We start from the raw sequence: 14,667 nt of genomic DNA on the forward strand, positions 1-14,667 counted from the left end.
ACCTGGCAGTCGAAAAACAAATTACACGCGGAAGTCGCTGTATTCGCGCCTAATAGTCTCGTCAAAAATACTTAGATCAGACAAGACAACAACATAACACCCCGGAGCCGTTTCCAGCACCGGAGTGAAGCCGCCTATTGTCAAAGACCCGTTATCAAAGACCTGTCGGGCACGAAACGCCCGTCCCGCCAATGCCGCAATAGCCGGCTGGATTTTTCGCCAAATATTGCTGGTGATAGTCCTCTGCGAAATAGAATTCGTCGAGCTGCCGGATTTCGGTTGTGATCGATGCCATATGGCTTCCGGCTTTCAATGCCGACTGGTAGGTGTCTCTGGACTGTTCGGCCAGTGCAAGGTCTTCTTCGGAACCCACATAGATCGCCGAACGGTACTGGGTGCCGGTATCGTTGCCCTGACGCATTCCCTGCGTCGGGTCGTGGTTTTCCCAAAACACCTTCAGGAGATCGGAGAGACTGGTCTGATCCGGATCGTAAACAACAAAAACGGCCTCGGTGTGACCCGTCCTCCCGGTACAGGTTTCATGATAGGTCGGGTTGGGCGTATGACCGCCCGCATATCCAACAGCGGTTACATGAACGCCCGGGAGCTGCCAGAACAACCGCTCAGCACCCCAGAAGCAGCCCATGCCGAACAAAACAGTTTTGAAAGTTTCAGGGTAAGGCCCCTGAAGCGAGCGACCGTTCACGAAGTGGGCCTCACCTGGCACAATTGCGTCCGACCGGCCCGGCAATGCTTCATCTTGTGCGGGAAGCGAAAATTTCTTGCTCAACATCGTCATGAAGGACATGGCACTCTCCTGCGCTGAGCCGTCTCCGGTCCAGCCGGGACGGCTCAATTCCAATCGCGTTCATCTTCATGAATGTGGAGCAGTTATGTCCATATTCCAAGGGCCTCTTGAGCTACAGGCCCAAGGTGGCCGTTATGCGAACTGAACGGTTTGCCTGCGGCGGCGTGCGCCAATCCAAAGAAAAAGCAAACCAAGTGGTGCAAAGAACGCCCAGACCGGCCAGGTCAACACGGTCAGAATGCCCGGGTCCCAAAGGGCCGGATGGATATGCCGCTCAATAGCGGGCTGCAGAATAGGGAAGCTGTCTGGAAAGAGATCAAAAAGAAGCTTTCCAAGCGGTTGCAGTTCCACCTGTGACAAGGCAATGGAACTGCTGGCATCGGAAATACCGGCGACAATCGCAATCGCAATACAAGCGTATCCCAAAACGCGGAATAAAAACTTAAAAACACTCGTCATGGATATTCTTTCGGCTCTGTCGGTCTAAGCTAGTTAATACTCTCCATGGAGTGCTTTGAAAAAACGCACTCTCTGCTCTCGGAGTATTCCTTAGATAAATAAGCGACAAAATTTGCACAAGAATTGATATGCAACACATTCTTGTGAGATTTTTGCGACCCGGTCACGAATTTTGCTGCAATTCACCGGCAAACAGCAGCGGAAGCCTGATGTATGCAGCAAATCTGTCGACGCAGTTTTAGGCCCAAACATGCTCCAGATCTGATTTGGCCGTTCGCATTTTCTGGCGCAAACAGGATCCATGTGGCTGCCTTTGAAGGCCCTTGATTGCCACAGAATCCACAAGCCACAGAGTTCTCAAAAAAAACTCCTGCAAGCGCTTGCGCAATAACACGTCATGAGTATATTGCGCCCACTCCAAGCGGCTACCGCTTGCGAACGGACAGGTGGCCGAGTGGCTGAAGGCGCACGCCTGGAACGCGTGTATACGGGCAACCGTATCGAGGGTTCGAATCCCTCTCTGTCCGCCATATCACACTTTCCCATGTGATCATTTCCTAACACATTGAACGGCAAGGTGATTTAGGGGTTCGAAGTCCTTCTTTTCGGCAACAGGCCAAAGGCTCATTAAGAGCGAGTTTGAGGGCCGTTCTTTTGTCTTCAAGTTGGTTGATCCTCCCCCTTTGAAGTGGTCCATCGTTATGTTTAGAAAAGCGAAGGATCAAAATGGCTGCGAAACCTCACAAGCCAAAAGAAATTGTCTCGAAGTTGCGGCAGGTTGAAGTCCTTGTCGGCCAAGGAATGCCGCGCATTGATGCCAATCGGCAAGTTCGCATCACCGAGCAGACTTATTATCGTTGGCGGAAGCAAAATGATGGGATGAGAACCGACCAACTGAAAGAACTCAATCGCCTTCAGAAAGAGAAGGAACGTTTGCGCAAGGCGGTCTCTGACCTGACTCTGGAAAAGCTGATCTTGTCGCAAGCTGCAAAGGGAAACTTCTGAGCCCCGCCCGTCGTCGCGCCTGCATCAATCACATTCGTCAGCATCTCGGCGTGTTAGAGCGCCGAACCTGTCGTGTTCTGAGTCAGCACCGGTCCACGCAGAGGAAGATTCCCATCGGGCGCGATTACGAAGAGCGTCTCGAGGCCGACATGATTGAGCTGACCCGCCAGTATGGCCGTTACGGGTACCGTCGGATTGCAGCTCTGCTCAGAGAAGCCGGTTAACATGTGAATGACAAGCGCGTCGAGCATCTGTGGCGACGAGAGGAAGCAGAAAGTACCAATGAAACATGCGAAGAGAGGGCGGCTCAGGCTGAACGACGGATCGTGTGTCCGGTTGCGACCAGAGTATCCTGATCATGTCTGGAGCTACGACTTCGTGCATTGCCGAACCAATGAAGGAAAGGTCTCCGGACACTGAACATCCTGGACGAGTATACCCCGGGGGTGCCTGGCAATCCGAGTGCAGCGAAAGCTGAACTCCACCCACGTGATTGACGTGCTGACAGATCTCTTCATCCTGCGTGGACCACCAGCCTACGTCAGATCGGAACACGGGCCTGAGTTTGCTGCTCAAGCCGTCAGGGACTGGATCAACGCTGTGGGTGCAAAGACCGCGTATATCGAACCGGGTTCGCCATGGGAAGTGGATACTGCGAGAGGTTCAACGCCAGCCTCCGAGATGAGCTGCTGGACGGAGAAATCTTCTACAGCCTAAAGGAAGCGCAAATCCTGATTGAACAATGGAGGAAACCTTGCAATACCAAGCGTCCACACAGCGCCTTGGGCCACCGATCCCGGCACCAGAAACCATCGTCCGGATGGACCAAAGCCCAGTCATGCACCAACAATCAAAATTGTCCATGCACGAAAGAAATAGCAAACTATCTCTTTAGGCAAAACTTGTGCATCGTTCTAAAACGGTAGTTCAGGGAACTGCGAACAGACTACATTGAAAGGCCTGTCGAATTCGAATATGAAACAAAAATACTGTTGATTGCCTTGGCTGAAAATTGCAACGAAGCGATTTTAATGCGGGCGAGATCAACGCATCTCCAATAGGACGCATTTCATGAAAGTGACCAGCTCAGGCCAGATTTGCCTTCGCAAATGAATGACAATCGGTTCTCAATCGTTTCTACGAGCGACAGTTTTAAACCCACACAGAACGTGTGCGAGTGGCCCACAATCAATATTTATTCCTGTGTATTCTGCCAATTCACGTTCACCTGCCCGGGACGAAGTGGAATGCTGATGGTCACCCCAAGGAGTTTGTATCCAGAACTATAGTTGGTATCGCCGTCTAACATGGTGATCGTCTTGTTGGCTGCAGCGTCCTTGCAATTGCCTATGTCGATAGCCAACCGTGCTGCGAATTAGGACTGCCGCCGCGTCGGCACAATGCGGTCCTGCGTCCCGTTATCAGCCAATTGCACAACGGGCTCGGATCAATTATTGATGGCATAGTCAGATCTCAAGATGAAACTGGATTAGTTGTTATCGCGAGGAAAAGCAGCTACCCGGCTCAAAATAGCTAGAAAGGTCATTCATTTAATGGCACCTGACGCTGCATCCCACGATCCGAACGACGACACAAAACAGCTTTATGTATTCAAAACCGTTCAACGATAGCCTGAAACAACAGTTCGCGATCATTTCCGCATTGATCATTCGCGAGATGACCACCCGATATGGCAACAAGTTCGGCGGCTATATGTGGGCGGTTCTGGACCCGGTGCTGTTCATCGCGATCCTCACGATCGTGTTTTCCGCTGTTGCGCACATACCGCCGCTCGGCCGCAGCTTCATGTTGTTTTTCGCGACTGGATACGCATCGTTTTACATCTACCGTTCGACTGCGGACCAAGTCGCCAACGCGGTCGAAGCCAATCGGGCCTTGCTCAACTATCCAATCGTTCGTCCCTATGACGCGATTGTTTCGCGCGTCTTGCTGCAGGCAGCAACCCTCTTCGTGGTCAACCTGCTGCTGTTCGGTGTGATGTCGTTTTTTGTCGAAATCGGACCCATTCGGATGGGACCTATCTTGGCCGCCAGTGCCATTGGTCTGACGCTTGGCGCCGGCGTCGGTATCTCCAACATCGTCTGGTTCCACCTCAACAGCACGTACCAACATATCTGGGGTGTTATCAACCGACCCGCCTTCATGGTCTCGGGTGTGTTCTTTCTTCCCGAAGCCATTCCGCTGCCCTATCGCGATGTTCTGATGTGGAACCCGCTGGTACACTTGGTTGGGCTGTTCCGAATGGGCTTCTACCCCACCTATCGCGCCTCCTATGTCGACTTACCCTATGTGATAGGTTTGGCTGTATTTTCTGTTGTGTTTGGTCTGTTTCTTGTGTGGCTGTTCGATGCCCGCCTGAGGGAGCCTAAATGATCCGTCTTGAAAACATGACCAAAGCTTTCAAGCACAAGGGTGAATTCCGTTACATCGCCAAGGATGTCTCGTTCACGATCCCCAGGGGTGAGAGTATCGGGCTGCTCGGTCGAAACGGGGCCGGTAAATCGACGCTACTGAAACTAATTTCCGGCACCATCAAGCCCACATCCGGTCGGATCATCCGGCGCGCAAACGTTTCCTTCCCCCTGGGTTTTCAGGGTAGTTTCAATCCTAGTCTAACTGGCGAACAGAATGTTCGTTTTGTTGCCAGAATCTATGGCCACGATACCGAAGACCTTGTTCAGTATGTTCAAGATTTTGCTGAACTTGGCAAAGCCTATCAAATGCCTGTAAAAACCTATTCGTCTGGTATGAAGGCACGTCTTGCTTTTGGAGTAAGTATGGGGATTAGTTTCGACTACTATCTAGTGGACGAGATCACAGCGGTAGGTGATAAGAACTTTCAGCAGAAATGCAAACGCGTTTTCAGAGAGAAACTACAAACGTCAGATATTATCATGGTGTCGCACGCAGCCGGCGCTCTTAAGGACTACTGCACGACCGGCGTCGTGCTTGAGGATGGACAGTTAAGCTATTTTGCGAATATTGATGATGCAATTCGAATGCACGATGAAAATATGGCACGCCGCTAGCAGTCAGCAGAATTGAAGGTAAGGTGACGAAATGTCGGGATCAGCAAAGCCTGCCAAAGCTGACAACGTGGCAGAAACAGACAGTTCCATTGTGCAAATGCCGCAAAAGGGCGGCGCCGTTGTCGCGCCCAAGGAACGTTCGATCGTCGAGCGGCTGAAGAAGTCGGGGCTCGACCCCCAGAAACTGCTCGATCTGACGTTGCCCGGGTCGTCCGGGAAAGCGTCGACCAAAACGCGGCACAGGCTGATTGCGTTCGGCTTTGCCCTCATGGTCGCGCTGCCGTCAATGGCCTTCACGTTCTACATGTTCTTCGTGGCCAGCGACCAGTACCACAGCGTGACGGCCTTTGCGCTGCGCAGCGCCAATCAGACGCCCGCGACCGAGATTCTCGGAATGGTGCTCGATTCCGGCGGCGAATCCACCGCATCCAACAGCTACATCGTTCATGACTACCTCCAAAGCCAGGCGATCGTTCAGGATCTGCCGGACAATGTCAGTCTGGACGCGATCTACAATCGTGACGGCGCCGACTGGCTGTTCCGGATGGGATCAGACCTGTCGATCGAGGAGAAAGTCAGCTACTGGAACAGCAAGGTGGACGTGGATTACGATTCCACGTCCGGCGTGATCTACATCCAAACCCGCAGTTTCGACCCGCAGGATTCGCTTCTTCTGGCGCAGACCGTTCTCGACCGGTCGGAAACCCTCGTGAACCAGCTGTCGCTGGAAAACCGCAGGCAATCGGTCAAGTATGCCGAAGAAGCCGTCGCAAGGGCCGAGGCCCGGCTGAAGGCGATCCGGAAACAGATGATCGCCTATCGGGAGGCGACCCAGGAGGTCAATCCGGAAAGCAACGCCGAATTGGCCATGGAAATGATCGCGCGGCTTGATCAGGAAGTCGCGGCCAAAGAAGCCGAACGGGCCACCTTGAGCGATCACCTGGATGCAGATTCGCCAAAGATCCGGCTGCTCACCGGCGAGATCAACGCCCTGAAGGCACAGATTGCCAAGGAGCGCCAGCGGCTCGGTGGCGGCCGCGCCGAAGACGGCTCAGGCCGGGACTCGATTTCCTACCGCATCGCCGACTATTCGGAGCTGGCGCTTGAGGAAGAATTCGCGCAGAAGCTTTACACCACAGCCCTGGCAGGGCTTGAAAAAGCGCGCCAGGACGCCGACAGCAAGCATCTCTATCTTGCAACTTTCATTGAGCCGACGCTCTCCGAGGCGGCGCAATATCCGAACAGGGCCATCCATTCTCTCAGCTTCTTCCTGCTGCTGCTGGGGGTCTGGATCGTCTGCGTCCTGATGTACTACAACATCCGCGACAGAACGTGACCCGTTGCATCCGGCGACACGGTCAGGGCCAGGAAGCCCTGGCCTTTCGCCTGCCCGCCAACGACCACTGAACGAGCACAGCAGCCATGTTGTTCAAAATTGCTGAACGGGCGGTGTCGCTGTCCGCAGATCTGATTTCGAGCGAAATCGACCGCAGGCTCGCCAAATCCCTCAGGCAGGGCGACAAGGTGCTTTTCTTCGGCTTCACCGGATGGAAACGCGCCTTCTACCAGTCGGTGTTCAGCGATCGGGACATTCTCTTCGTGGGCGAGGAACACTACAACGGCCCCAAGCTCATCGAGGCGGCCTTCGACTGTGTCCGGAACCAGGACGTCCATGTCTGGTCCTACAAGGATCCTTACTGGCTTTCCGCGCTGAGCAACACCAACAACTGCCGCATCTGCCGGGTCGAAGACGGTTTTCTGCGCTCCGTCGGTCTGGGTGCACAGCGCATCAAGCCGTTGTCGATCATCATCGAGCGCGAAACCGACCTCTATTTTCACAAGTCCCGGACCAGCACCCTTCACAAGATGCTGCGCTCCCTCACCGCGGACCAGAAGACGCAGTTCCATGACAAGGGCAGCGAACTCAAACAGCTTATCCTGGAACAGAACCTGTCCAAATATAACTTCAAGGACACCGGGGCGCGTTTTGAGGTCGCCGACCAGAGTGTGCTGGTGCTGGGGCAGGTGGAACGTGACGAGTCGATCCGCCGCGGACCGGATCCGTATGTCACCTGTGAGCAGCTGGTCGAACTCGCGATCCGGGAAAACCCCGGGGCGACCATCTATTTCAAGCCGCATCCCGAAGTCCATCGCGGCATCGCCGAACCCTATAGCGCACCGTTCCGGCGGTTTCCCGAGCTCCGCGAATTTCCGCAGGCCGTCAACATGTTCGCCTATGCCGATGCCTTTAAACGCATCTACACGATTTCCTCGTTGGCGGGCTTCGAGATGCTGTTGCGCGGTGCCCCCGTCACGACGCTCGGCGGTCCCTGGTATGCCGCCTGGGGGCTGACGGACGACCGCAACGTGCCAGGCGAAGAGGTGGCGGATCTGACGCCCGAAAGCCTGCTTTGGGCCGCCTATGGCGAATACCCGCTGTATCTGACGGAGAACGGTCAGACGACGGACATCTTTGCCGTCGTGCGGATCCTGACAGACCAGCTGCGCACGTAGCTGAAGGGCCGGACCGGGCCTGCGGCAACGTCTACCGGCGACACCGCTCCCCCGAACAGTTGCGCGCTCCAGACGTTTGAACCTGGACCTTAATCCACGCGAGCGAACTGGACAGATAAAACCGGGTCACGCAGCCGCGGTGCCGATGTTCATTCGCAATGGAAAACACCTTCCAAAGGATTTTGGAATTCTGTATCACAGATTTCATCGCACACCGGACCGTGGAACTCTCCTTAAACTGTCTAAAATGACCTTTGATCTGCCAGCGGAAAAAGCAAGTTTCATTTCGCTAAGCAACATTCGAACAGGCACAGTATGAAATCTGATGACGTATTCGGCCTGGACGGCCAGACATTTCTAAACACGGTTCTGGAAGAATATTCTCGAGAAAAAGACAAATCCGCTGCTGCGTCTGCCCTGTCGGAGAAGCTCTGTCTCCTGACATTTCGCACCCATTCGCATGGCCCAAACGGCAATACGCCACCTTCGACCGCGGATTTCTCGACCATTGTCATCGCCGCTGAAACGACGGATGCCGGAACAATCGGCCTGAAAAACCACGTCGTCGCGATGCGCCTCATCGAGCATCGCATGTTCGACGCTGTTTCCGATTACAACAACCGCTGTTTTGCGGTGTTTCGGCAGCTGATCGCGAAACTGTGGCACAACGGCACGGGCTACGCGCATACCGACTTTCAGCACGCTGTCACCCTGGGCGTCCAGTTGCTTTCCAGCCTCAGCTTTACCCAGGACAAGCTCGAGCTGTTCGGCTACAAAGTCTTGCAGCCAGGTCATGTTGAACTGATCTGGCAATCGATTCAGAACCTTTTCGAAACCTGTCCCTCCGAACGCCAGTATTCCAAGCTTCTATCGGTTATCGAGCCCTTTGTTCATCACCTGACGCGTGTCTCGTGCCGGTGCGATGCCGCCCCGGGTCATGAAGCCGCGCGCATCATCACCCAACAGGCAAACACCGGATTTGACCGGGCTGTCTCCTATTACAACATCCTCAAGACACGCCAGATCTGCCGGGATGCGACCCGCTCGCAACTTGAGGCGCTGGCCAGCGACCTGCTGCGCGAAAAAATCCTGCCGCAGTGCCATCAAAGGCTCGACGAGCTTCAGGCCCATGAGGAGCAGCCCGAGGCCCAAGCGCCGGGCCAACGTCTGATTGCCAACGTGCTGCTGGCGACAAGCATCATCGAGCAGGCCGAATCAAGACCTGTTTCCCAGGACTTCAAGACCCGGTGTCTGCAATACCTGGCCCAAAGCCTCGAAACGGATCTCAATTCGTCGCGGTTCTGCGACGTCTGCGGTCACTTGAACAGCTTTCTGAGCACGGAATACACGATGTCGTCCGCCGTTCTGGACTATCTCGACGACATCGTTTCAAAAATCGCGACCGCCTTCTTTGAAAAATTCTCGCTCAACGACCGTTGCGTGGAAGCATTTACCAATCTTCTGCTGACCCTGGGCGCCAACAAACACCTGGATGCCGTCATCGACCTGCTCTTGAACCAGCAGCCGCTGCGCGTCAGCTTCTGGCTCAAACCTTTGCTGATCTGGGCGTCGGACAATTGCGAGCAAGCCAAATTCCGAGAGTTCTGCCAGAAATGCCAGAACCGGATCGAAGAATTGACACCTGAAGGCAATCTTCGAAATCACATCCTTCTCAAAGAACTTTCAAATTACTTTGACAGACTAAAGTTCGTTTCAAAATCGAAGGAGATACTTGGAGCGTTGCCAGAACCGGACGCGCCGCGCGGTTATGTGTTTGTCCTGACCTATGCTGCGGATACGCTGGATCTGGCAATGCCGCTCAGTATCGAAGCGAAGCGCAAGGGGTATCGCGTCGCGTTCATCTCATCCCAGCTTGGCGTGAGCGCGGAAATCGCGGTCAAGCAGAACGCAAGAAGCGTTTCCGAAGGCATAAAGGACTTTTACGCCGAGGCGGAACAGCTTGAGTGCCTGGAGGATGCCGACTCATTGTTGGCGTTTATCCGCAATCACGTCAGCAACAGCCAGATCCACTCAAGGGGCCGTCCGCGGCTCTACCGGCCGCTGTTGAACGACAATGCCGTGAACTGGGAGCGGAAGTCGATCAAACTCGACGGCGTTGAATGTTACGCAGGCATTGCCGAGAAACTGCAGAACTATTATCGAACGCCGGAATTCAAGGTCTCGTCGCTCTCCACCCGAAACTACGCGAATGCGCAAGTCTCACTTGCCGACCGAATGATCTTTCTTTCCCGGGCGGTGGAGAAACTGGCTCAGATCAGCGGCCGGCCCTGCTACATCATAGGCAACGAGGGACAATCCGCTCCCGCTCAATCCGCGATGGCCTATTGCTCTGCGCGAGGCTATGCATCCGATGTGAATTTCATCTCGGTCTCGACCGGGTACGAAAACTATTCATCACAGGAAAGCAAGCTCAGAAGCAGCACCGTTGCGGCAGCAAACATTACCGCGTTCCCGTTTCGTCGGGGTCCGATTTTCACAACACGCAAGGCTTTTGAAGACTGGGCGAAGGACAATGCGGAGCTGAAAACCGAGGTCCGGAAAAATCTCGATCAGATCCTTCGCTTGAACCGGACGGGACAGGCCGCTCTTGGCCCTGAGGCTCAGAAGGTGTTGAGCAGACTGAAACAGGAAAAGCGCTCGGGGAAGAAAATTCTTTGCGTATTCGGCAAGGTCCTGACCGATCTCGGCGTATCGACCGACGGCGGTCCGGCGCATGTCGATCAGCTCGATTGGATCATGCATACAAGTGCCGTCGCCGACAGCAATACGGTCGTCCTGATCAAACCGCATCCGCACGAGAGCAACCGCTCGATCACACGGTATCCGGTCACAAGCATGGCAGCGCATGTTCAATCTAATCCCAATGTCATCATGCTGGACAAGACCTGGTTCAACATCCAGCAGCTGCTGGGCATCATCGACACCGCCATTTTGTGGAACGGCTCTTCCTCCCTAGAACTCCTGTCGCAGGGCTGCCCGGTCATCATGTGCTCCTATGCTGGACGCTTCGATTATCCGGTCAAGATGGTTTACCCGGAGTCCCGAGCGCACTACGAGCGGGTGCTGACCGATCCCCCCTCGCTCAAGGTGGACGACGCCACAAAGCTTGCGGCGCAACGCCTGATCCTGATGCAATCGTCAACGGGGCCGTTGTCCGTGCCACAGCCATACACTGCGGTGAAAATGACGAACGATCCCATCCCGCAAGAGCACTGGCGCGAACAAGACATAGAAAAGCTGTTGCAGGGAAAGGACCCGAACATCACCAAACTGTTTGCAGACGTGTTTGAACACAGCAAAGAAAGCTATTGCTCCGACCAGACCAGGTCCTTGTTCATCAAATTGCAAGACGCGGAATTCACAAGAGGTGTAAGATCTGGCACGAAAACAATCGAACAACAACTTTCCGGTGCTGGGCTGATCTGAATGAGTGAGGCAGACTACCGATTTGATCACATCGTCGACTCACTCAGGCGCGTCGGTCTGAAACAGGGCGACGTCATCTATTCGCACTCCAATCTCGGTTTTTTCGGGCGGGCGAAAGATGCCGGTAGTGCAAAGCAGGTCTGCTCGCTCTGGCTGGATGCGATTTTCGATGTCATCGGTGCAGAGGGCACGCTGCTGGTGCCGACCTTCTCCTATTCCTTTGGAAGCGACCATCCAGAGAAACTGTTTGACGTGCGCAACACACCGGGTGTCGGTGGCACTTTCCCCGAACAAGTCAGGCAGAAAGAAGACAGTATCCGTAGTCTGGATCCCATGTTCTCAGTCTGCGCGATCGGCAATCGCAAGATTGAACTGACACAGGACGCCGATACCGAGGTTTTTGGTGAACGCTCGGTCTGGGCGCGCCTGACCGACTTGAACGCGATTATCATCAACCTCAACATCGACATTACGTCGACCTATATCCACTACGTCGAAGCTAGGAACAAGGTTCCCTACCGTGTCGACCGCACCTTCTCGGGGACCTGCATCGATTATGACGGCAACAAGTATCACACCGTTTCCGTCTTCAACTCGCGCGACATTACCCAGGCGAACAGCCGGACTGACTGCCGGACCATCAACGGAATTGCGCATAGCAGAGACATCGCGATATCCGCAAAGGTTGGTAGAGGGTTCATCTGCGGCATTCGAACGCGGGACTATTACGATCTGACAACGGAGCTCATCGAGACGGACCCGTATTTCCTGACCATGAAATGATGTTCCCCCCGGTGACCAAGGTCATCAGATCCTTGGCCCCTCCGCGTAAGGTCCATGGAACAGGGTGCACGCGCTGAACCCGGCCCGACCTTTCCATGCCTGCTCCGGCGGCGTTCCTCGCCGCCCGTTCAACAGTCCGCCCCCCTCAGCTATCGGGGAACGGCTCAGGCTACCGTCGGGCCGGCGACCTCCTCCAGCACATCCCCGTCAATCAGCTTGTGCAACAGCGGCAAGACCTCCGCGGGATCCGCCTCAATGGTCTGGCACAGGTCAATGAAATCGCGCGTGCCGTCCGCATAGGCGTTGATGTTCAGCAGCGTGCGCACTTGCCGGGCCTTGTTCTTGGTGCTGACGGACGGATAAAGACCACGGGCGCCGAGCTGCGGCTCGCACGGCCGCTTGATTTTCCAGACCCGGTTGTTGTCGATGATGGCAAGGACCTGTGCGACAGCCTCGAATCCGCCCTGCAAACCAGACGGTGTGACCAGCGTCAGGTCGTCCAGAGAGGTGTGATATTCCGGATAGACCGTGTATTTGGTGCGCATGATCGAGGCGATCGGCAAATCGACGCCCGGACTGCAATACTGCCGTTCGTCGCTGCCGCGGGTCAGAAAACTGTATTCCTCATAGTCCGGCGCGACCGACGCGAGTGCCAGGCGCCCTGCCCGATCCGACAAGGTCCCGTCTTCGCGCGAGGGCATGAAGGAATAGGACCGGTCATCGCCGATGCAGGTCAGAACATAGCCTGCGACGGTTTTTGCCCGCAGCGCCTCGAGCCGTTCGTGGATATAGGCGATGGCACCGATGGTCTCCGGCACGAACACGAAGCGGTAGGTGTAGTGATTATCCTGGGCGGCAATCCATTCGGCGACCGCCGTTGCCACGACGGGGCCGGACAACTCGTTGTTGGCCATGGAGGGATGACAGACATAGGTGGAAATCAGCACCTCCTCGTCCGTCTTTCCGGGAACGACCAGATCCGCGTAGTTGAGCACACCATCCACATGGTCCGCATCGATGACCGCGCGATAGGTGCCCGGCTGCATCGTGTCGCGGACCTGTTGCGGGACGCAAAATCCCCAGTGGGGATTGTAGTAGGAGGTGATATAGGGAATGGCCTCGGGCTGATCGGGCAGCGAATAAAGATGCCCCTGGAGATCCTCCAGCGACAGCTCCGTGTCCACACCGACGGAATATCCGACCACATGCAGGTTGTTGTCGGCGAAATCCGCAATGATCTTGCCGTCCGGCCCTGTCAGCCGGCCGGAGCGCATGTGCCATTCCCTGGGCACCGTCCAGTCGAAGACCTTCGTTCCGCTGGCGACCTCGTGGATCTGCAAGCCGGGCAGGATCGCCTTGAGATAGGCGAGTGTTTCACGCACGCCCGGACCGGTCAGGGACCGGCAGATCGGCCAAAGGTCCCGGGCTCGGCCATGGGCGACTTCGCCGATGGACGGGGTGTCAAATCCGAGCGGCATTCTGTGTCCTTTTCGACGGTACCGGCCTCAGCCGAGCAGATCCCATGCAAGTGGCTCACCGCGCTTCAGGTCGCGCTTTGCGGTCCGGCCCATCACATCGGGAAGATATTTCGGATTGAGACCATGCCCCGGGCGGATCGACCGGACATTCGTCTCCGTCAACGGCTCACCGGCGGCAATGTCCTCAACGATGTAGAGAGAGCGGCGCAGCATGCCCATTTTTGCCTCGTCCGAGCCCTTGGTGCCGTAATTGACGGTCCCTTTGGCGGCCCACGCGGCCCGCGTATCCTCGACCAGGCGTTTCAACTCGTCCGGCTCAAGCGAAAAGGCCGAATCCGGGCCTCCGTCCGCGCGGGCAAGCGTGAAGTGCTTTTCGATCACGCAGGCGCCGAGCGCGACCGCCGCCGACGGCAGCGCGGTGCCGGGAGAATGATCAGACAGGCCGACCACAACATCGAACGCCGCACCGAGATGCGGAACGGTCGCCAGATTGGCGTCTTCCGGCTTGCTCGGATAGGCGCTGACGCAATGCAGCAGACAGATGTCGTCATGCCCGGTCTCGCGCACCGCATCGACGGTTTCGGCGGCTTCGGCGAGGCTGGACACGCCAATGGAAATGATCACGGGCTTGCCGGTGCTGGCCGCTTTCTTGACCAGAGGAATGTCCATGGCCTCGAAAGACGCGATCTTGTAGGCCGGTGCCCCGAGTTCCTCCAGAAAGTCGATCGCCGTGAAATCAAAGGGCGAGGAAAACACAGTGATGCCGACGGATTTGGCATAGTCGAAGAGCTGCTTGTGCCATTCCCAGGGCGTGTTGGCTTCCTGGTAGAGCTCAAAAAGCTTGCGGCCGTCCCAAAGCCCGCCTTCCAGGGTGAAGCCCGGACCATCATGGTCGATCGTGATCGTATCGGCCGTGTAGGTCTGCAGTTTCACCGCATCCGCGCCGGCTTCCTTGGCAGCATCGATCAGGCGAAACGCGCGGTTGATGTCACGGTTATGGTTTCCGGACATTTCGGCGATGATATAGGGCGGATAATCAGGACCGATCTTGCGACCGTCGATCTCGATAAACCGTGCCTCTTTCGGCTGTGACATGTTTGCTACCTCCAACTGAGTGACGCGG

General features: G+C 55.7%; 10 protein-coding genes, 1 tRNA gene and 1 pseudogene. 8 read left to right on the top strand and 4 right to left on the bottom strand.

Annotated elements, in window-relative coordinates:
- Positions 1-154: 154 nt before the first annotated feature.
- Both msrA and K1718_RS24810 read right to left on the bottom strand, forming a co-directional pair.
- A complete protein-coding gene (msrA, locus tag K1718_RS24805; RefSeq protein WP_265680467.1) occupies positions 155-808 on the bottom strand; it encodes a peptide-methionine (S)-S-oxide reductase MsrA in 654 nt (217 codons plus the stop codon).
- Between the two features lie 132 nt (positions 809-940).
- Entirely contained in the window at positions 941-1,267 is a 327-nt protein-coding gene (locus tag K1718_RS24810) for a hypothetical protein (protein ID WP_152503623.1), read from the bottom strand.
- 440 nt (positions 1,268-1,707) lie between these two features.
- On the opposite strand from K1718_RS24810, the gene K1718_RS24815 reads away from it, so the two are divergent.
- From K1718_RS24815 to K1718_RS24850, 8 genes and pseudogenes are all read left to right on the top strand, one after another.
- Positions 1,708-1,797, top strand: a tRNA-Ser gene (locus K1718_RS24815).
- A 196-nt stretch (positions 1,798-1,993) separates the two neighbouring features.
- Positions 1,994-3,167, top strand: a pseudogene (locus K1718_RS24820) (IS3 family transposase).
- Between the two features lie 710 nt (positions 3,168-3,877).
- The gene (locus K1718_RS24825; RefSeq protein ID WP_265680466.1) at positions 3,878-4,666 is read left to right on the top strand and encodes an ABC transporter permease; all 789 of its coding nucleotides are present in this window, start codon (positions 3,878-3,880) and stop codon (positions 4,664-4,666) included.
- Positions 4,663-5,322, top strand: coding sequence for an ABC transporter ATP-binding protein (locus K1718_RS24830; RefSeq protein WP_265680465.1), 660 nt, complete (start codon positions 4,663-4,665; stop codon positions 5,320-5,322). The genes K1718_RS24825 and K1718_RS24830 overlap by 4 nt, the downstream gene beginning before the upstream one ends.
- Before the next feature lie 67 nt (positions 5,323-5,389).
- Positions 5,390-6,658 carry a KpsE/RkpR family capsule polysaccharide export protein gene (locus K1718_RS24835; protein WP_265680464.1) on the top strand — a complete coding sequence of 423 codons (1,269 nt, stop codon included), beginning with the start codon at positions 5,390-5,392 and terminating at the stop codon, positions 6,656-6,658.
- 86 nt (positions 6,659-6,744) lie between these two features.
- Entirely contained in the window at positions 6,745-7,836 is a 1,092-nt protein-coding gene (locus tag K1718_RS24840; protein ID WP_265680463.1) for a capsular polysaccharide export protein, LipB/KpsS family, read from the top strand.
- Between the two features lie 315 nt (positions 7,837-8,151).
- Positions 8,152-11,283: a hypothetical protein gene (locus K1718_RS24845; RefSeq protein ID WP_265680462.1), complete on the top strand. Its 3,132-nt coding sequence runs from the start codon at positions 8,152-8,154 to the stop codon at positions 11,281-11,283.
- On the top strand, positions 11,284-12,066 hold the full coding sequence (locus K1718_RS24850) for an AAC(3) family N-acetyltransferase (protein WP_265680461.1): 783 nt from the start codon (positions 11,284-11,286) through the stop codon (positions 12,064-12,066). It begins immediately after the preceding gene.
- 164 nt (positions 12,067-12,230) lie between these two features.
- Here the strand turns inward: K1718_RS24850 and K1718_RS24855 are convergent, their stop codons facing one another.
- Positions 12,231-13,544: a DUF4910 domain-containing protein gene (locus tag K1718_RS24855; RefSeq protein ID WP_265680460.1), complete on the bottom strand. Its 1,314-nt coding sequence runs from the start codon at positions 13,542-13,544 to the stop codon at positions 12,231-12,233.
- 27 nt (positions 13,545-13,571) lie between these two features.
- Entirely contained in the window at positions 13,572-14,639 is a 1,068-nt protein-coding gene (gene pseI, locus K1718_RS24860) for a pseudaminic acid synthase (RefSeq protein WP_265680459.1), read from the bottom strand.
- Between the last annotated feature and the right edge of the window lie 28 nt (positions 14,640-14,667).

This window comes from Roseibium porphyridii, from assembly GCF_026191725.2.
GTDB classification, from domain to species: Bacteria; Pseudomonadota; Alphaproteobacteria; order Rhizobiales; family Stappiaceae; genus Roseibium; species Roseibium porphyridii.